This is a genomic window from Bradyrhizobium sp. IC4060 (genome assembly GCF_020193715.1).
GTDB classification, from domain to species: Bacteria; Pseudomonadota; Alphaproteobacteria; order Rhizobiales; family Xanthobacteraceae; genus Bradyrhizobium; species Bradyrhizobium yuanmingense.
The window spans coordinates 1-18988 of record NZ_JADYVJ010000004.1 but is presented as its reverse complement, the minus strand read 5'-3'; the positions used below and the strand labels follow the sequence as shown (position 1 = coordinate 18988).

Genomic DNA, 18988 nt, shown 5'->3' with positions numbered 1-18988 from the left:
GAGGTCAGCTTCGGCGCAGCGCAAAATGCGCGCCGCAGAACGCCATCACGGCGCCGAGACAAAGGGCGGCAAGCCCGGCGAGCACGCCCGAGACGGTCGGGATCGGGCTCGGCGCCGACGCCGCCTGACCCGCTCCCGCAAGCAGCAGCACGCCGACCGCGATCAGGAATTGCCGCATCCGCTGCGGGATCTGTCCGGAGACGGCGCTCTGCATCAGGCTCGCCGTGAAATAGCCGCCGGAGAAGCCGACGGTGGCGATCAGCCACCAGGCGATGGCGGCGCCCGCCGGAATGAACTCATGCGTGTCGGAGCGCCAGAGGCGGCCGAGATCGAGACCGTAGCGCGCGCCCAGCATGTGCACCGCGAGCGCCAGTAACACACCGGAGATCATCGCGGCGCCGAGAATCAGGCGGCGCGGAAAAAAGGTCGTCTCAGCCATGCCTCGCTTGTAGGATGGCCGGGGGCGATCGCGCAAGCCGATCGCCCAAGCGATCGCCCATGGGTTCGTTGACGACATGCCGGGAGCGGAAGCGGGTTCGACCACGAGCTATGCCTACAAGGCCTCGCTGATCGGCTCGGCGCATCGCTTCGAGTTGACGGAGCAGGGGCTGTCCTGGCACATCGCCGGCCGCTCCGGCCTGTGGCGCTATGACGAGATTTCGGCGATCCGGCTGTCGTTCCGCCCGGTGTCGATGCAGCAGCACCGCTTCCGCGCCGATATCAGCCGCACGGGCGGCGGCCGCATCGCGATCCTGTCGACGAGCTGGCAGACCGCGGCGCTGATGGCGCCGCAGGACAACGGTTTTCGCGATTTCCTGATCGAGCTGCATGCGCGGATGGCCAAAGCCGGCAGCCGCGCCGAATTGACCGCGGGCCTCGGCCGCAAGACCTATGCGGCGGTGCTGGCGTTCCTGGCCGTGCTCGCTGTGGCAATGGCGGGGCTGTTGATCCGCGCGCTTCGGACCGGCGAGCTCGCGGGCGTGCTGTTCATCCTCGGCTTCGCCGCGCTGTTCGCCTGGCAGGTCGGCGGCTTCGTGCGGCGCAACCGGCCGCAGAGCTACAGTTTCGATCGCGTGCCGAAGGCCCTGCTGCCCTAAAGCGTTTGCGAGCGAAGTGGGGTCCGGTTCGCGTGAAGAAAACGCGTCAGATGAGAGCCCTACTCCGTCGAATCGAAATCGTCCTCCTTGGTGCCGAGCAGCGAGGCGATGGTGCGCAGGCCGGAATCGAGCTGCTCGGGCGAGGGCGGGGCCAGCGCGAGCCGCACCGCATTCGGCGCATGACCGTGCGCGATCGCGAAGGTCGAGGATGGCGTCAGCGCGATGCCGCGCCTTGCTGCTGCGGCGACGAAGGTCTGCGAGCGCCAGTGCGGTGGCAGCGTCAGCCAGAGATGATAGGAGCGCGGATCGGCGGCGAGCTGGTAGCCGGAAAGCAGCCGTGCGGCGGTCTGCTGTCGGCGCGCGGCATCGATGCGTTTCAGCCGGGTCAGCTCGGCGACGGTGCCGTCGGCCATCAGCCGCTGCCCGGCCGCGAGCGCATGGCCGGAGGCGATCCAGCCGCCGGTCCGCACCGCGCTCATCACACTCTCGCGCAAGTGAGGCGGCGCGACGAGGATGCCGAGCGCGAGCCCCGGCGCGACCTTCTTGGACAGGCTGTCGAGCACGATGCAGCGGTCGGGCCCGAGCGCCGCCAGTGGCGTGTCGTCGGCGAGGAAGCCGTAGACGGCGTCCTCGATGATGGTGAGATCGAGCTTCTCGGCGACGCGCATGATGTCGGCGCGCCGCGTCGCATTCATGGTGACGCCGAGCGGGTTCTGGATGATGGGCTGCAGATACAGCGCCGACAGATGCGCCTCGCGATGGGCCTTCTGGATGGCGTCGGGCCGCGCGCCGAACTCGTCCATGGGGATCGGGACCAGCGTCACACCGAGCCGCGCGGCGATGCTCTTGACGTAAGGGTAGGTCAGCGCCTCGACGCCGCAGCGGCCGCCGGTGGGCACGAGCGCGGCAAGCGCGGCCGCCAGCGATTGCTTGCCGTTGGCGGTGAAGAAGATCTGCTCGGGCTGCGGCGAAAAATCCTTGCGTGCGAGATAGGCAGCGGCGGCAACGCGGGCGCTCTTGGTGCCGGTGCTGGTCGAAACGCGCAGCGCGGATTCCAGCGCGTCGATGCGCTCGAGCCCCGCGAGGCTCTTGGCGATCATCGCCCATTGCTGCGGCAATAGCGGGTAATTGACCTCGAGATTGATGCGCGCGTCGGCCGGCTCGCGCATGGTCTCGACTTCACGCCTGACGTCGCCGGAGATGAACGTGCCGCGCCCGACCTCGCCGACCACGAGGCCGCGGCGGAGCAATTCCGTATAAACCCGGCTCGCGGTCGAGACCGCGATGCCGCGGTCATAGGCAAAATTGCGCTGCGGCGGCAGCCGGTCGCCGGGCCTTAACGTGCCGTTAGTGATATCGGCCGCAATGGCATCGGCGAGCTTCACGTACTCGAACTTGGACATATTGCACCGAGAGCAATGTTTTGCTTGCTCCGAGGAGTGTACTGGAGCATTTAAGTTCCATCAAGTTCCGCGATTGCGCCGAGGAGAGCGAGAGCAATCCGACGGCAAATGAGGTGCAGGCGCCCGCAAGCGTCCGCGCCAACGGCACCTGCTTCGCCGCGCGGGACGATAGGCCGGAGAAGAAGAATGACCACGATCTCGCAAACTGCCGGGCGGACCTTACGCCCATCCTCATCGGGCGGATTTTTCAGTGCCCTAGCCCTGCGCCTCACCGCGCTGTTCGACCGCCTGGAGCGCCGCTCCGCCGTCAAGACCCTGAACGAGCTCGACGACCGCGCCCTGCGCGACATCGGCATCACGCGCAGCCAGATCGAGGATGCCGTGTACGGACAGTTCAAGACCGAGCTGTCGCGGTATCTGTGATACTCGCGTGTCCCGGACGCGCTGCAGCGTGAAACACTGCTGCGCAGAGCCGGGATCCAGCGGATCGCACTCGCTGACGCATGGGCCTCGGCTCTGCAGCGCATCACTTCGTGCTGCGCAGCGTCCGGGGCACGGAAGCGCGAGTGTGGCACGCAGCTGCCTCTACGTCATTGCGAGCGCAGCGAAGCAATCCAGGCTGTTGCCGCGGAAAGACTCTGGATTGCTTCGCTTCGCTCGCAATGACGGAGTCTGCTGCCCTTCAATGCCTCACCACCAGCACCGAGCACTTGGCGTAGCGCACGACGTGGCCGGCGTTGGAGCCGAGGAAGTAGGTGCGCATCGCCGGGCGGTGCGAGGTCATCACGATCAGATCGGCCTTGATGTGCACGGCCTCCTCTAGAATCTCGTGATAGATGCCGCCCTGGCGCACCACGCTGGAGATGCGGGACGGCTCGATGCCGGATTCGCGGGCGACGATGGCGAGGGCCTCTTCCGAGGTCTGGCGCTGCTGCTCGTCGAAATCGGCCGGGACGTACTCGGCCAGCATCACCGGCGTCATCGGCAGCACGTTGAGCAGGCGCACGGTGCCGCTCCAGGTCTGCGACAAAGTCGCCGCGGTCGCGATCGCCGGCTTGGCGAGATCGGTGTCGGCGAGGTCGATGGGCACGAGGATGGACTTGAACATCTGCGCCTCCCTGTGAACCAGGCTGAACCAACCGGTCGAGACGGCGCCCGCGCGTCTAGCCCGATCGAAGCAGCTTGGGGCTGACGAACAGCACCAGCTTGCCGCGGCGGTAGGCCACGTCATCCCAATCCTTGACGTCAAAGTCGAAGATCGCAAGCCCCGCTGTGGGCAGGTTGTCGCCGAGGGTCTTGGCGCCATCGGGATCGCCGCCGCCGATCAGCATGAGCGCGACCTCGTGCATGCCGGGATTGTGGCCGATCAGCAGCAGCCGCTTCGGATCGGCCGGGGCGGTTGCGGTGCGAATGGTGTCCAGGATCTGCGCGGGATCGGCGCCATAGAGTTCCGGCAGGACCTCGACCTGCGGCGCCGGGACGCGGTCCTTCATCGCCTCCCAGGCGATGTCCCAGGTCTGACGGGCCCGCACGGCGTGGGAGACCAATACGGTATCGGGGAAGGGCGGATGGGCCGCGATCCAGTCTCCCATCCGCGCGGCATCCTTGTGGCCGCGGTCGTCGAGCCGGCGGTCCTGGTCACGGCCGCTCGGTGCGTCGGTCTCGGTCTTGGCGTGACGCAGCAGCATCAAACGGCGCATGGCATTCTCGAATCGTTCCACGTCCAGGATAATCTACAGGCGCCGGTTGAGGACAAGGTGACAAGGGCCCGCACAGTCCTCTAAGAAAACTGCATGAGCGAGACTTTCACAAGCGTGTCCCAGGAAGAAGCCGGCTTTCGCGACCGCGTGCGGCTGTCGTTCGATCTCGATGCCGACATTTGTGTGATCGGGGCGGGCTTGGCCGGGCTTACCGTGGCGCTGGAGGCGGCCCGGCTCGGGGCCAGTGTCGCGGTGCTCGAGGGCCGGCATATTGGCTGGAACGCCTCCGGAAACCAGCTCGGCACCGTGATGCCGGGCTTTGCGCTGCCGCTCACGGACCTGATCGAGCGCATCGGCTTGGAGGACGCCCGCGAATTGTGGACCCTGTCGAAGCAGGGCGCCGAGTTCGTCCGGGCCAACGCCAGCGAAGAGAGCATGCCGGGGATCGGCCTCAGCGACGGCGTGCTGGAGGTCTCCAATGTCGATGCCGGCGACCGGCTGATCAGCCGGCTGCAGATGCTGAACGAGGATTTCGATACCGAGGTCGAAGGCTGGCAGGTCGACCGCGTGCGCGAGGCGCTCAAGTCCGATCATTACTTCCACGGCGTGTATTATCCGAAAGCGTTCCAGGTCGACGGCCGGAAATACGTGCACGGCCTTTCGGCGCTGGCACGGCGGGCAGGCGCCCGCATCTTCGAGGACACGCCGGTCGTCAGCATCGATCATTCCGGCATCCGCAAGCGCATCGTCACGCCCTCGGCGCGGCTGCGGGCGAGCCACATCGTGCTCGCCGGCAACATTCATCTCGGCGCCCCCTCCAAGCGCCTGTCGGAGACGTTGCTGCCGGTCTGGCGCTATGCCGGCGTGACCGCGCCGCTCGGCGAGCGCCTGCACGAGATCATCGCCTTCAAGGGATCGGTGATGGATTCCGACGGTGTCGATCATTTCCGGCTTGTCGACGGCGACCGGCTGATGTGGGAGAGCCCTGAGACCACCTGGGCCGCGCGTCCGCAGCGCTTCGCCGGCGCCATCAAGCGGCGGATCCGGACGATCTTTCCCGAGCTCGGCAATGTCGAGATCACCGACATCTTCGGCGGCGCCACCGGCCAGACCGTGCACGGCATGCCGCAGATCGGCCAGCTGCGCAAAGGCTTGTGGGTGGCGAGCGGGTTCGGTCGCCAGGGCATGAACACCTCCGCCATGGCCGGACAGATGATCGCGCGCAGCATTTTGCGGGGCGATGAGCGCTGGAAGCTGTTCTCGCCGTTCGAACTGGTCTGGGCGGGCGGCGCCACGGGGCGCGTCGCCGGCCAGCTGGTCGGGATCTGGGGCAGGGCGAGCTCCGCCGCCGCAGGTGCGCTCGCCCGCTATCGCGAGCGCGCGAGGGTCAAGGACAGGCAACGCGAGGCCCGCCTCGCCGAAGCCAACCGCGCCGCCGGCACCGGTCCGCGCCGAGCGCCGCCCGGCGTGCGACCCCGACCGGCGCCACCGCCGAAAGCCGCGGTCGGCGCTGCGGAACCGGTCGTGCACGAGGATCGCGTCTCGCAATAAGTTGAGCGAAATTCCGCTCCGACGTGTAACTTCGGCCGGCAGAAGCCCGTATCTCAGGGCGTGGACTTCCCGCGCACGGAGAATGACATGCTTGACCGCCGCATCCTGCTCACGACTGTCGCCGGCCTGTTCGGCCTTTCGGCCTTGCGCTGGCTGAGAGGAACACCTGCCGAGGCCGGCGAGAAGGCCGCGCAAAAGTTCGAGATCACGAAGACGGAAGCCGAATGGCGGGCTCAGCTCACGCCGCAGCAATATGAGATCCTGCGCAATCACGGCACCGAGCGGCCCGGCTCCAGCCCGCTCTTGAAGGAGAAGCGCAAGGGCATCTTCGCCTGCGCCGGCTGCGACCTGCCGCTGTTTACGTCGGAGACCAAGTTCGAGAGCGGCACGGGCTGGCCGAGCTTCTATGCGCCGATCGAAGGCAATGTCGGCAAGACCGAGGACCGCAGCTACGGCATGGTCCGCACCGAGGTGCATTGCCGGCGCTGCGGCGGCCATCTCGGCCATGTCTTCGACGACGGCCCGAAGCCAACCGGATTGCGCTATTGCATCGACGGTTTCGGCTTGGTCTTCCACCCCGCGGCGGCGTCGTAGGATCTTTCTCCCTGTCATTCCGGGGCGGTCCGCAGGGCCGAACCGGGAATCTCGAGGTTCTCAGGTGCGCAATTGCGCACTTGGATTCGATGCTTCGCACCGCCCTCTAACGACAGGATGCCCCGGCAATTGTTGCCGGTCCCGGCAAATGTGCCCCGGTCGTCAGACCGGGGCTTTTTCATTAAGTCATTGATTTCCTGAAGATATCCGTATTGGCATAGGCCTTGCGACGTCTCTTTCCGATTGCGGCCATGGTCGACCGGCCGCCGAGATCGGATTTGGAGACAAAGTTATGGGTATCTTCGATGCAATGAACACCTCGGTGGGTGGCCTGCAGGCGCAGTCCTTCGCGCTGCAGAACATTTCCGGCAACATCGCGAACTCATCCACCACCGGTTACAAGGGCATCGGCACCAGCTTCGTCGACCTCATTCCGGACTCCTCGGTCCCGAGCAAGCAGGTGGCAGGCGGCGTGCAGGCCAACGCCAAGGCTACCATCACGACGCAGGGCACGATCTCGTCCTCCAGCGTCGCCACCAACATGGCGATCACCGGCGACGGCTTCTTCTCGATCCAGAAGGCGAGCGGCGTCGTTGACAACGTGCCTGTCTTCACCGGGGTGACCTACTATACGCGGCGCGGCGACTTCCAGCTCAATGCCAACGGCAACCTGGTCAACGGCGCCGGCTATTATTTGATGGGCGTCACCGTCGACCCGAAGACCGGCAACCCGACCGGCAGCGTGGCAAACGTCCTGCAATTCCAGAACAACTTCATTCCGGCGCAGGCGACGACCTCAATCCAGTACGCGGCGAACCTGCCGACCCAGCCGAACACGGTGGCGAAAACCACGGCCTCGACCGGCACCTTGCTCGCCGCCGGCGGTCTCAACCCGTCCGATTTCGCCGCCAACCCGCTGCCGGTCGGCACGCCGCCGGCGCCCTATGCCAACGCGACCGTCTCGGGCGCGGCCGCAACCGGCAACATCCGCTCGGCTTATTCGTCAACGACGGCCACCGGCACGGTTGCGCTCCAGAACAATTCCTCGGCGGTGGCTTCGACGACCACGTCGCTCGACAATACCGCCGGCACGCATCTGGCCTCCAGCATCCTCACCGCGCTGAGCGGCCAGACGCTGACAATCAACGGCAACACCATCACCTTCAACGGCGGCACCACGGTCTCGACCGTCGGCAACAACACCACGATCGGTCTCGGTGCGGGTACGACGGCGACTGTGGCCGACATCCTGAACGCGATCCAGACGGCCGGCGGCGCCGGCGTCACCGCTTCGCTCTCGGTCAGCGGCAATATCCAGATCGCGACCGGCACCGGCACCGACGTCGCGATCGGCAGCGGCACGGCCGCCACCGCGCTCGGCATCAGCAGCGTGACGCGTGGCGGCAACGTGCTGTCCTCGCCTGCAATCTCCGGCGCGACGGTGCTGAGCGGCTCGGCCACCGCCGGCGGTGCCCAGGTGCTCACGTCGGGCTTTTCCCCCGGCGACACCATCACCGTCAACGGCCAGACGCTGACCTTCATGGCCTCGGGCGCCTCGGGTGCGAACCAGATCAACGTCACCGACAACATCACGACCCTGCTCGGCAAGATCGACGCGCTCTCCGGCGCCTCGGGATCGTCGGTCAGCAGCGGCGGCGTGATCACGCTGAACACCGGCACCGTCTCCAACCTGACGGTCTCGAGCTCAAACAGCGCGGCCTTCTCCGCGCTCGGCTTCACCTCGACCATCACTAGGAATCGCGAGGGTGGCGGCACGGCCGGCACCGGCGGCGTGATCGGCAACGACATCGCCACCTTCACCAAGGAATCGATCAGCGGCGGCGCGGTGACCGCCTACAACGCCGCCGGTACGCCGGTGAACCTGCAATTGCGCTGGGCCAAGACCGACAGTGCCTCGCTGGGCGCGGGTCATTCCGACAGCTGGAACCTGTTCTACCAGACCGACCCGAACGCGACCGGCACGACGGTCGGATGGGTCAATACCGGCCAGACCTTCACCTTTGCCGCCGACGGCTCGCTGACCTCGCCGAGCGGCTCGGGCATCACCATCAACAATGTCACCGTCAGCGGCCAGTCGCTCGGCTCCGTCGCCTTCAACATCTCCTCCGGAGGGCTGACGCAATATGCCAGCACCAGCGGCGCGGTGACGATCAACACCATCACCCAGAACGGCTACGCCGCCGGTCAGCTCCGATCGGTCGCCGTCAACAACAACGGCGTGGTGGTCGGCACCTTCTCCAACGGCCAGAACCTCAACCTCGCGCAGGTGCAGCTGTCGCATTTCAACGGCACCAATTATCTGAAGGCGATGGACGGCGGCGCCTATGCCGCGACCGAACAATCGGGTGACGCCATCGACGGCGCTTCGGGCACCATCAGCGGCTCGTCGCTGGAGGGATCCAACACCGACATCGCCGACGAATTCACCAAGCTGATCGTGACCCAGCAGGCCTATTCGGCCAACACCAAGGTGATCACGACGGCAAACTCGATGGTGCAGGATCTCCTCAACGTGTTGCGCTGATCGGCGCGTGACGTAACAAAGGCGGGCCAGTGATATGGGTTTGAGTTCAGCCCTCGCCAGCGCGATGAGCGGTCTGCGTGCCAACCAGGCCGCGCTCTCGATCGTCTCCTCGAACGTCGCCAATGCGCAGACGCCGGGTTACGTCGTCCAGACGCCGAACCAGATCGAGGTCACCACCGGCGAGTTCGGCGCGACGGCGATGACGACCGGCGTCAGCCGCCTGCTCGACACCTATGTGCAGAACCAGCTACGGACCGAGACCGGCGGCGGCGGCTACGCCGACCAGATGGCCAACATCCTGAAGCAGCTTCAGAATGTCTACGGCACGCCCGGCAATTCCGGCACGCTCGAAAGCGCGCTGAACAAGTTCACCACGGCGCTGCAGGCGCTGTCGACCAGCTCGGGTGCGTCGTCGGCGCAGACCGTGGCGCTCGGGGCGGCCCAGGCGCTCGCGACGCAGCTCAACGTCACCACCAAGGGGATCCAGTCGCTGCGCTCCAACGTCGAGCAGGATCTCAGCAATTCGGCGCAGGCCGCCAATGCGGCCATGAAGCAGATCGCCGACATCAACACCAGGCTCCAGGGCCTATCGGCCAACGATCCCTCGGCCGCAACGCTGATGGACCAGCGCGACCAAGCCATCAACACGCTGTCGAAATATGTCGACGTCCGCGTCACCACCGACAATTCGAACCAGGCCAACATCTACACCACGACCGGCATCCAGCTGGTCGGCGCCGGGCTCGCCTCGGAATTCTCCTTTGCCTCCGCCGGCGCGCTGTCGGCAACGTCGCTCTACAACATCGACCCTGCCAAGTCCGGCGTCGGCGCGTTCAACATCAAGCTGCCGAACGGCTCGCAAGTCGACGTCGTCGCCAACAACGTGGTGTCGTCCGGCCAGATCGCGGCCGACCTGAAGCTGCGCGACGACATTTTGGTGCAAGCGCAGAACCAGATCGACCAGCTCGCCGCCACGATGGCGAGCGCGCTGTCCGATAAGACCACGACGGGCAGCACGGTCACCGGCCCGCCGGCCGGCTTCGATATCGAGCTTGCCGGTGCGCTGCCGGGCAACACGGTCAACATCACCTATACGGACACGGCGACCAACACGCAGCGCCAGATCACGCTCGTCAACGTGACCGACCCCGCCGCGCTGCCGCTCCAGAACGCGACCAACGCCAACCCGATGCGGATCGGCGTCGACTTCGCCGGCGGCATGGGCGCGATCGCCTCTGCGCTGAACACCGCGCTGTCGGGCACGCATCTGTCGTTCTCCGCCGCCCCGTCGCCGGCGACCGCCACGACGCTGCGGGTGACCGACGACAACACCGGGCTTGCCAAGGTCGGTTCGGCCTCGACCACCAAGACGATCTCGTCGCTGACCTCGGGCAATCCGCAGCTGCCGCTGTTCACCGACGGCGGGCAGGCGCTCTACACCGGCGCAATCACGGCGTCGGGCTCGCAGATGACCGGTCTTGCCGGGCGCATCGCCGTGAACACGCAGCTCGTGACCGATCCGACCCGGATGTCGGTCTACAATACCTCGCCGGTGACGCCCGCAGGCGACACCACGCGTTCGGACTATCTCTACTCGCAGCTCACCAGTGCAGTGTTTTCCTATTCGCCGCAGAGCGGCCTCGGCTCGGCGAGCCAGCCTTTCACCGGCAGCGTCTCGAACTTCCTCCAGCAGTTCCTGAGCGTGCAGGCCAACGCCGCGACCCAGGCGACCCAGCTCCAGCAAGGCCAGAGCGTCGTGGTCTCGACGCTCCAGGCCAAGTTCGACTCGACCTCCAAGGTCAACCTGGATTCGGAGATGTCGAACCTGATCCAGCTTCAGAATGCCTATGCCGCCAACGCCCATGTCATGTCGGTGGTGCAGACCATGATGAACACGTTGATCCAGGCTCAATTGTAAACAGTAACAGGGCTCCGAAAGATGGCGATCAGCAGCATCAACTATTCTTCGTCGATCCTCGGCGCGCAGATCCGCAACATCAATCAGCAGCTCACCGACCTCTCGACGCAGCTCTCGACCGGCAAGCTGTCGCAGAACTATGCCGGCATGGGGACGAACGAGGGCTTTGCGATCGCCGGGCGCGCGCAGCTCTCCAACATCGCCGGCTATACCGACACGATCACCAACGTCAACGTCAGCATCAACCTCGCCAACACCGCGCTGCAATCGCTGACCAAGATCCGCAGCACGGTGCAGACCGGCTCGGCCTCTACCGCGCAGGACCTCAACGTCAACGGCCAGACGATTGCCCAGAACACCGCCGCCGCCCAGTTCGGCTCGATGGTCGGTGTCCTCAACACGCAGACCGGCAGCCGCTATCTGTTCTCCGGAACGGCAGTCAATACCCAGTCGGTCGCCGATGCCGGCGACATCATTAACGGCACCACGACACAGGCCGGCTTCAAGACCGTCATGGCCGAGCGCCAGGCCGCGGACCTAGGGACCAGCGGCATGGGCCGCCTGGTGCAGACGCAGCCGACGGCAAGCTCCGTGCAGGTGTCGGAGGACGTCGCCGGATCGCCGTTCGGCCTCAAGATCAAGGCGGTGTCCTCGACGCTGACAGGCGCGACCGTCACCGGCCCGAGCGGCTCGCCGGTGTCGTTCTCGGTCGATCTCAACGGCGTCAATCCGAACAACGGCGACAAGCTCAGCATTCAGTTCACCCTGCCGGACGGCACGACCGAGCAGATCGACCTGACGGCGTCCTCGGCAACGCCGACGCCGCTCGGCAGCTTCGCGATCGATGCGAGCACGCCCGTCAACCCGAACAATACTGCTGCGAATCTCAACACGGCGCTGAACACCGCGATTCAGAAGCTCGCCAACACCTCGCTGGTGGCGGCATCGGCGATCGTTGCGGGCGACAACTTCTTCAACACCGCGAGCTCTGCGATCGGCACCCCCGTCAACAACCAGGCGGCGCCGGCGGCCCCGGTCACCGGCGCGACGGCGCTATCGGGCGCGAGCCCCTCGGACTCGATCTCGCCGGGCTTCGTCGCAGGCGATACCATCACCGTCAACGGGACCACGCTGACCTTCGTGGCCTCGGGCGCGACCGGCAACCAGCTCAATGTCACCGACAGCATCCAGACCCTGCTGAGCAAGGTCGACGCGATCACCGGGACCTCGAAGCCTTCGACGGTCCATGGCGGCTCGATCACGATCAACACCGACGATGCGGCGAGCCTCAACATCACGACGTCGAACACCGGCGCGCTGAGCGCGCTCGGGTTCAGCTCGACGCCGGTGACCGCCACGCAGCCGCCGCTGCGCGTCGGCTCCTCGCCTGCGAGCTCGGCGACCACGCTGGTGAACGGCTCGGCCAATACGGTGAAATGGTATTTGGGCAATGACGGGCCCGGCTCGGCGCGCTCGACCGCGATGGCGCGGGTCGACGATGCCGTGACGGTGCAGTACGGCGCCCAGGCGAATGAGGATGCGATCCGCCGGCAATTGCAGGCGATCGCGGTGTTCGGCACCTTCTCGACCTCGCCGACCGGGCAATATTCGGGCGGGCAGGTCTCGGCGCTCAGCCTGCGGGTGACCCAGGCGCTGACCCAGCAGCCCGGACAGCAGCGCATCGAGGACATCCAGACCGACATCGCGATGGCCCAGAACACGATGAAGGACGCGAGCACGCGCCAGACCCAGGCCAAGGCGCAGCTCCAGACCATCATTGACCAGGCGGAATCGGCTTCGCCCGACCAGGTCGCGAGCGAGATCCTGGCGCTGCAGAACGCCCTGCAGGCGTCCTACCAGGTGACCTCGAACCTGGCGCAGCTCTCGCTCGTCAAGTTCCTGTAATGAAGCGTTAAGACGCCGTTAACCATGCCTGTTTACCTCTTGGTGAGGATTGCAAGCGGGGGCGGAGCGGTCGATGTCGGACAAGATGCAGCTGGTGGTGGCGACGCCTTGCTTCGGCGGGCAGGTGTCGAGCATCTATGCGAGCTCGATCTTCGCGTTGCAGCGGGCCGTGCACGGCATGTCCAATCTCGAGCTCAAGGTTCTCTTGCGCGACGGCGACGCGCTGATCACCCGTGCGCGGGCCAACCTGGCCGCGATGTTCCTGGACGATCCCAAGGCGACGCATTTCCTGTTCATCGATGCCGATATCGGCTTCAAGCCGGAGCAGGTGTTCCGCCTGATCGAATGCGGCGCGGACGTCGTCGCCGGCTGCTATCCGATCAAGCGGGTCAACTGGGACAAGGCCGCGCGGGCGATCCAGTCGGGTCGGGGCGACGTGCCGGCCGCCTCGCTCGACTACGTGCTCGAGATCGAGGATCCCGACCGCATCGTGGTGGTCAACGGATTCACCCGCGTGCGCTATGCCGGCACCGGCTTCCTGATGATCCGGCGTCACGTGCTGGAGGCGATGTGCCGCCACCCCGACTACGCGAACCTCCAGTTCTTCCGCGAGCATTCCCATGATGCGCTGGCGGCGAGCCGGAACCGGTTCGCGCTGTTCGAATGCATGATCGATCCGGCGACCGGCACCTATCTGTCCGAGGACTTCGCCTTCTGCAAGCGCTGGACCGATATCGGCGGCGAGATCTGGGCCGACATCCAGAGCCCGCTCGACCACGTCGGGCCGTCGGTGTTCCATGGCGACATCGCCTCGCAATTCGCAGCTGCGCCTGCGGCGGCCGATGCCGCGGCGTGAGCCTTTCGGGATGAGCGGCGGCCCATCCCCTCGGCCCGAGATGCAACGCGCCGCCGACGGCGGCTCGCGTTATCGCCTGCGCGACCTCTTCACGCCGCTCGTTTCCGGCGGAGATCCGCGCCTGGCGCTCGATCCCACCGGCCGCGCCAACGCCTATGGCTGCCCGGCTTCGCCGGAGCCGGAGGTGTGGAATTTCGCCTCCTCGACCGCGTCGACGATCTCGCAGGCGGCCTATGACCGCGCCGCGCTGGCGCGTGAAGAGCTGATGCACAAATGCCTGCTCGACGAGGTCGAGCTCGCTTTCGATGCACGCTGCGAGGACATGCGCCACGAGCTGCGCGGTCATCTCCAGCTCTCGCCGCGCGTCGACGTGGTGTTCTCGCCGTCCGGCACGGACTCCCAGCTCCACGCTCTGTTCCTGGCGCGCACGATGCTCGGCGCGCGGCCGGTGACGATCGTGGTCGGCGCCGACCAGACCGGCAGCGGCACGGCCCATACCGCGCGTGGACATCATTTCAGCACCCTAACGGCGAGCGGCTTTGCGGTTCGCAAGGACGGCGCGGTCGCGGGGCTCGCCGGCGCCGGCATCTCGCTGCCGTTGCGCGCGCCGGGGGCCGGGATCGCGATGCGCACGGATGCCGATGAAGCGGTGCTGCATGCGGTCGAGGCCACGATCGCACAAGGCGCGCCCGTGCTGCTCCAGATCATGGATTCCTCGAAGCTCGGATGGCGTGCGCCGAGCGCGGCCTGCCTCGACGAGATCGCGCGGCGCTGGCCGCGCAAGGTCCAGATCGTCGTCGACGCCTGCCAGGCCCGGCTCGGTCGCCGGCGGCTGCGCTCCTATCTCGACCGCGGCTATATGGTGCTGATCACCGGCTCCAAATTCTTCGGCGGACCTGCCTTCAGCGGTGCACTGCTGGTGCCGAAAGGCCTGTCGCGGTCGCTCGATCGCGTCGAGGGGATCGCATCTGGAATCCTTGATTACGCCGGACGCTGCGATTGGCCGATGGCCTGGACGGTGCTGCGTTCGCGCTTTGAGCGCCGTCCGAATTTCGGTCAATGGCTGCGCTGGGAGGCGGCGCTGACCGAGATCGGCAGCTACTATGGCGTGCCCGGGGCCTTCCGCGCCGGGATGCTCGCCGAACTCGCTGCCGGCATCGACAGCATGATCGCATTGTCGCCGTCGTTGCGCGCTGTTTCGGCCGCGACCCACGCGGCCGGCATCGACGACGAGGAATTCGTGCAGCCGACCATCTTTCCGTTCACGCTGCTGCGCGACGGCAAGCCGGTTTGTGTTGCCGAGACCGCTTCTGTTCATCGCGCGTTGGCGCGTGATGTCAGCCAAGAGATCAACGGCAGCACGGAGGACCGTCAGGTCGCCGCGCAGCGCTGCCTGATTGGCCAGCCGGTGCGGCTGGAGTGGCAGGACGAGACGCCGCAGGCCGTGCTGCGCCTCTGCGTCGGCGCGCGGCTCGTGGCTGAGGCCTGGTCGCCGGACAGGGCGGAGGCGCAGCGCAACGTGCAGCACCTTCTCGACCAGATCGCCCACGTCCTGGTGAAGATCGAGCTGCTGCTCGCCGGTGGCGCAGCGGCCGTGCCGGTAAAGTCCGCGTTCGAGGTGTGAGATGCAGCATCCGGTTTCCCCGCCGATCGGCCTGACCGCGGCGAACTATGCCGACCGCATCGGCTTTGCGCAGCTGACGCGCCGGGCCTTCGAAGGCGTCGATCTGCATCCGTTGCGCGATCAGCTCGTCGCGCGCATCGCGGCGGGGACCGCGCTGGCGGGCGAGGGGCTGGACCTGTCGTTGATCACCCAGCTGCTGGGTGACAAGGATCGGGGGCTTGCGATCCAGTCCGAGGTGCTGGCCTTCCATCAATTGTTCCGAACGCCCAGCGCAGCTCCGAAGTCGGGCCTGCGCCTGCTCGCGCTTGCAGCCGACATCGACATGGGCGGCAACACGCCGATCGATTTCCTGCTCGAAGGCTCCGATGTCGAGCTGTTGACGCTCTATGTGATCAAGGGCGTCGGTTTGCCCGAGACCTTGCCGGAGCACGACGTGGCCATCGTGGTCGCGTCCGATTCCGAGGAATGCCGTGAGGCGCTCGCGCTGATCGAAGGGGCCGCGCCGCACTGGCCGCGGCCGCTGCTTAATCGACCCGATCGCATCGGCAATCTCGATCGCGACAAGCTGTATCGGCTGCTAACGGACGTGCCCGGCCTCGACATTCCCGCGACCATCCATGCAACGCGCGCGCAATTGTCGGACCTCGCGCAGGCGCGGATCGCATGCGAGGAAATCGCAGGCGAATTGCACTTTCCGATGATCGCACGGCCGCGCGGTTCGCATGCCGGCGTCGGGCTCGCGAAGCTCGACGATGCGGCGGCTCTGGCGGCCTATCTCGCCGAACGGAAAGAGCAGGACTTCTTCGTCGCACGCTTCGTCGATTATGTGAGCCCCGATGGGCTCTACCGCAAGTATCGCCTCGCCATGGTCGACGGCAAACCGTACGCGTGCCACATGGCGATCGCCGACCGTTGGGACATCTGGTATCTCAACGCCTACATGGCCTTCAGCGAAGAGAAGCGGGCCGAGGAAGCCGTCTTCATGCGCGACTTCGATCATGCTTTCGGCGAGCGCCACAGAAACGCGATCGAGGAGATGAGCCGGCGCGTCGGCCTCGATTATTTCATCGTCGATTGCGCCGAGAACGCGAACGGCGAGCTTCTTGTGTTCGAGGCCGACAACACCGCCGTCGTGCACAACATGGATTCGCCGGTCGTGTTTCCGTACAAGCCGCCGCAGATGCGCAAGATCTTTTCCGCGTTCACGGCGATGCTGTTGCGGCATGCGAAGACGGGCGCGGAGAGCGCAGCATGAACGAGATCATCCGCAATACGCAAAGCTCCGTCGCGAATACCCCGCTAGATCCGCAGGACTGGAGCGAGTTTCGCGCGTTGGCCCACCGCATGCTGGACGAGACGATCGACGGCATCGCCAACGTTCGGGCGCGCCCCGTCTGGCGGCCGATTCCCGATGACGTGCGCGCGGCCTTCAGGACGGACGTGCCGCGCGAGGCGAGCGACCTCGCCGAGGTCTATCGCGAATTCTCCGAGCATGTTGCGCCCTATGCGACCGGCAACGTCCATCCCGGCTTCATGGGCTGGGTGCATGGCGGCGGCACCGCGGTCGGCATGCTCGCGGAGATGCTCGCCGCCGGCCTCAACGCCAATCTCGGCGGACGCGACCACATGCCGATCGAGGTGGAGCGCCAGATCGTCGACTGGATGCGCCGCCTGTTCCTCTTTCCCGAGAGCGCGAGCGGCATCTTCGTCACGGGCACGTCGATGGCTAATCTGATGGCCGTGCTGGTGGCGCGCACCACCGCGCTCGGCACGCTGGCGCGGCAGCACGGCATCGGCAATGACGGTGCGCTGCTCACGGCCTATACGTCGCAGGCAGCGCATGGCTGCATCTCGAGGGCGATCGACATTGCCGGGTTCGGCACCGGTGCGCTGCGCAAGATCGCAGTCGATGCCGATCATCGCATCGACGTTGCCGCCTTGCGCGCACAGATCGCCGTCGATCGCGAGGTCGGCTTCAAACCTTTCCTAGTGGTCGCATCCGCCGGCACGGTCGATATCGGGGCGATCGACGACCTCAGGGCGATCGCTGCGTTGTGCCGCGAGGAAGGAATGTGGTTTCACGTCGACGGCGCTTTCGGTGCGCTCGCAATCCTGTCGCCGGAGCTTGCGCCGCTGCTCGGCGGCATCGAGCTTGCGGATTCAATCGCACTCGACTTCCACAAATGGGGGCAGGTGCCGTATGACGCTGGCTTCCTGCTGGTGCGCGACGGCGAGCAGCATCGGCAGGCCTTCGCGCAGCCGGCGGCCTATCTGAGCCGCGAGGCGAGGGGACTTGCGGCGGGCGCGGTCTGGCCCTGCGATCTCGGCCCCGATCTGTCGCGCGGCTTTCGTGCGCTGAAGACGTGGTTCACGCTGAAGACGTTCGGCACCGACCGGCTGGGCCGGGCAATCGCACGAAGCTGCGCGCTCGCCAAATATCTGGAGGCGCGTGTGCTGGCCGAACCGCGGCTGGAATTGCTGGCACCGGTCAATCTCAACATCGTCTGCTTCCGCTATCGCAGCGGCGATGCGGTCAATCGCGAGATCGTCGCCGACGTCCAGGAGTCCGGCATCGCTGCGCCATCGAGCACGACACTGGACGGAAAGTTCGCGATCCGCGCCGCGATCGTCAATCACCGCACCGAGGAGGCGGACATCGATGCGCTGATCGCAGCCGTGCTGCAGTTCGGTGGACAGCGGAGCGGCGGAGTGATCGAGGTCGACGCGCCACCGCTCGTAGCGCAATAACTTGACGAACGTCTGAAACGACAACGGCCCCGGAGGCGATCCGGGGCCGTTGTCGTTGGCGCGAACGCCTGTATCAGGCGGCGGTGCTGACGTCGTCCTTGTCGGCTGCCGCCTTGGGATGAGTGGCCTCGAACTGGTTGCGCAGCTTCTCTTCATAGGCGATCAGCTTGCGGGCTTCCTTCAGCGCCCGATAGAGGTCGCCGTTCAGGATGTTGTTGTTGATGCCTTCGATGATCGGCCAGGAGCTCGGCACCGCGGTGACGATGTCCCGCACCAGGTTGAAATAGGTGCCGTGCTGGGTCTGCGGATCCGGGGAGATGTACATGAGCTGGACCGCCAGATAGACGAGCTTGGCGGGTGTGTCGGCGGTCTCCGGCGTGAGGATGTCGCGCTCGCGCAGGATCGGCACGTTCTCGCCATCGATCAGGAGGCGGGCCCGCTGGTCCGTGTTGGTGATCACGGAATTGCCGACGATGATGCGTTCGTGCGGTTTGAGCTCGACCTTGAGGGCCATTCCTGTTCTCCATCAACGCTTTCGTAACCGAGCGTTCGTTGCGGCCTATCAAGACCTGATTCTCGCTCGCAACTAGTTAACGAGCTGTAAATTTGAGCCATCCCCGCCAAAAAGCTCAATGCTTTCAAGGACAGGAGTGGCGCGGTGGTGCTGCTAGGCGCGTCGCTTCCGAGGCCGAATCACGTGTGACCGGGCAAAAGCGCGGGTTTCATTTCATGTTTCGTTAGAGGTCTCGGCGGCACGGTCCGCCGTCGCTGGGTCCATCGCGATCCAAGCAGACGTGTAACAGTAGCGTCGTTTACCAGAAAGGTAACAGAGTCATGTCAGGCATCGTCCTCTCCGCATCGGTTCGTCAGAACCTGCTCTCCCTCCAGTCCACCGCTGATCTTCTCGCCACCACGCAGAACCGTCTGTCGACCGGCAAGAGCGTCAACTCGGCCCTGGACAATCCCACCAACTTCTTCACGGCCCAGTCGCTCGACAACCGCGCCAGCGACATCAACAACCTGCTCGACGGCATCGCCAACGGCGTG

Annotated in this window: 16 protein-coding genes and 1 pseudogene; 12 read left to right on the top strand and 5 right to left on the bottom strand. The window is 66.0% G+C overall.

Annotation, left to right across the window (positions count from 1 at the left end):
* Positions 1 to 4 precede the first annotated feature (4 nt).
* Complete coding sequence (locus tag I6F16_RS16090; protein WP_036015623.1) at positions 5 to 439, bottom strand: hypothetical protein; 435 nt, start codon at positions 437 to 439, stop codon at positions 5 to 7.
* A gap of 76 nt (positions 440 to 515) precedes the next feature.
* Here I6F16_RS16090 and I6F16_RS16085 point away from each other — a divergent pair, with 76 nt between their 5' ends.
* The gene (locus I6F16_RS16085) at positions 516 to 1097 is read left to right on the top strand and encodes a hypothetical protein (RefSeq protein ID WP_225114196.1); all 582 of its coding nucleotides are present in this window, start codon (positions 516 to 518) and stop codon (positions 1095 to 1097) included.
* Positions 1098 to 1156: 59 nt separating this feature from the next.
* Here the strand turns inward: I6F16_RS16085 and I6F16_RS16080 are convergent, their stop codons facing one another.
* Positions 1157 to 2500, bottom strand: a complete 1344-nt coding sequence (locus I6F16_RS16080) for a PLP-dependent aminotransferase family protein (RefSeq protein ID WP_128264451.1) — start codon at positions 2498 to 2500, stop codon at positions 1157 to 1159.
* 186 nt (positions 2501 to 2686) lie between these two features.
* Here I6F16_RS16080 and I6F16_RS16075 point away from each other — a divergent pair, with 186 nt between their 5' ends.
* A complete protein-coding gene (locus I6F16_RS16075) occupies positions 2687 to 2923 on the top strand; it encodes a DUF1127 domain-containing protein (protein WP_036015631.1) in 237 nt (78 codons plus the stop codon).
* Positions 2924 to 3182: 259 nt separating this feature from the next.
* Here I6F16_RS16075 and I6F16_RS16070 read toward each other — a convergent pair whose 3' ends face one another.
* The gene (locus tag I6F16_RS16070) at positions 3183 to 3608 is read right to left on the bottom strand and encodes a universal stress protein (protein WP_225114197.1); all 426 of its coding nucleotides are present in this window, start codon (positions 3606 to 3608) and stop codon (positions 3183 to 3185) included.
* A gap of 55 nt (positions 3609 to 3663) precedes the next feature.
* The gene (locus I6F16_RS16065) at positions 3664 to 4200 is read right to left on the bottom strand and encodes a histidine phosphatase family protein (protein WP_036015636.1); all 537 of its coding nucleotides are present in this window, start codon (positions 4198 to 4200) and stop codon (positions 3664 to 3666) included.
* A 93-nt stretch (positions 4201 to 4293) separates the two neighbouring features.
* Between I6F16_RS16065 and I6F16_RS16060 the strand changes: the two genes are divergently transcribed.
* The 9 genes from I6F16_RS16060 (at position 4294) to I6F16_RS16020 (ending at position 17941) form a co-directional block, all read left to right on the top strand.
* Positions 4294 to 5751 carry an FAD-binding oxidoreductase gene (locus tag I6F16_RS16060; RefSeq protein WP_225114198.1) on the top strand — a complete coding sequence of 486 codons (1458 nt, stop codon included), beginning with the start codon at positions 4294 to 4296 and terminating at the stop codon, positions 5749 to 5751.
* 87 nt (positions 5752 to 5838) lie between these two features.
* Complete coding sequence (msrB, locus tag I6F16_RS16055; protein WP_225114199.1) at positions 5839 to 6345, top strand: peptide-methionine (R)-S-oxide reductase MsrB; 507 nt, start codon at positions 5839 to 5841, stop codon at positions 6343 to 6345.
* A gap of 292 nt (positions 6346 to 6637) precedes the next feature.
* A complete protein-coding gene (locus tag I6F16_RS16050) occupies positions 6638 to 8890 on the top strand; it encodes a flagellar hook-basal body complex protein (RefSeq protein ID WP_225114200.1) in 2253 nt (750 codons plus the stop codon).
* A 34-nt stretch (positions 8891 to 8924) separates the two neighbouring features.
* A complete protein-coding gene (gene flgK, locus I6F16_RS16045) occupies positions 8925 to 10808 on the top strand; it encodes a flagellar hook-associated protein FlgK (protein WP_225114201.1) in 1884 nt (627 codons plus the stop codon).
* A gap of 21 nt (positions 10809 to 10829) precedes the next feature.
* Positions 10830 to 12713 carry a flagellar protein gene (locus tag I6F16_RS16040; protein WP_225114202.1) on the top strand — a complete coding sequence of 628 codons (1884 nt, stop codon included), beginning with the start codon at positions 10830 to 10832 and terminating at the stop codon, positions 12711 to 12713.
* Positions 12714 to 12786: 73 nt separating this feature from the next.
* On the top strand, positions 12787 to 13569 hold the full coding sequence (locus I6F16_RS16035) for a hypothetical protein (protein WP_225114203.1): 783 nt from the start codon (positions 12787 to 12789) through the stop codon (positions 13567 to 13569).
* 10 nt (positions 13570 to 13579) lie between these two features.
* Entirely contained in the window at positions 13580 to 15193 is a 1614-nt protein-coding gene (locus I6F16_RS16030) for a hypothetical protein (RefSeq protein WP_225114204.1), read from the top strand.
* Position 15194: 1 nt separating this feature from the next.
* Positions 15195 to 16448: a hypothetical protein gene (locus tag I6F16_RS16025; protein WP_225114205.1), complete on the top strand. Its 1254-nt coding sequence runs from the start codon at positions 15195 to 15197 to the stop codon at positions 16446 to 16448.
* Entirely contained in the window at positions 16445 to 17941 is a 1497-nt protein-coding gene (locus tag I6F16_RS16020; protein WP_225114206.1) for an aspartate aminotransferase family protein, read from the top strand. The genes I6F16_RS16025 and I6F16_RS16020 overlap by 4 nt, the downstream gene beginning before the upstream one ends.
* A gap of 73 nt (positions 17942 to 18014) precedes the next feature.
* Here I6F16_RS16020 and flbT read toward each other — a convergent pair whose 3' ends face one another.
* Positions 18015 to 18455, bottom strand: coding sequence for a flagellar biosynthesis repressor FlbT (gene flbT / locus I6F16_RS16015; RefSeq protein WP_036015664.1), 441 nt, complete (start codon positions 18453 to 18455; stop codon positions 18015 to 18017).
* A gap of 320 nt (positions 18456 to 18775) precedes the next feature.
* Here flbT and I6F16_RS16010 point away from each other — a divergent pair.
* Positions 18776 to 18988, top strand: a pseudogene (locus tag I6F16_RS16010) (flagellar protein); the annotation flags it as partial.